At 44.2% G+C, this 260-nt stretch carries 1 protein-coding gene; it reads right to left on the bottom strand.

From position 1 onward, the window contains the following. Nucleotides 1-75, bottom strand: a 75-nt coding sequence (locus Q4563_RS23780) for a hypothetical protein (protein ID WP_442903831.1), incomplete at its 3' end; no start/stop codon positions are given. Nucleotides 76-260 lie beyond the last annotated feature (185 nt).

The following is a 260-nucleotide window of genomic DNA, read 5'->3' as shown; positions in this document are numbered from 1 at the left end:
GTTCTGGCCCGATGTAATGGTTTGCTCAGGAATTCCGGTGATAGGTAAGTCGAGACCTTTTTTAATTTTGATCATATGCCTCGCCTAATCACATGAGTCCGCTGCGCCAGAATCCGCAACACAAACACACGAACAGGCCACCAAAATCATCACTGAAGCTGGAAGCAGGCTCGTATTACTTGCAATTGCATTGGGAAACAAGCACTTGGATACTCGTTTGCTAAGTTTACTAAGTGAAAAATCGGCGGTTAGTATAAAGA

Source organism: Gilvimarinus sp. 1_MG-2023, assembly GCF_030548285.1.
Note: the sequence above shows the minus strand (reverse complement) of the source record. Positions and strands in the feature narration are given on the sequence as shown.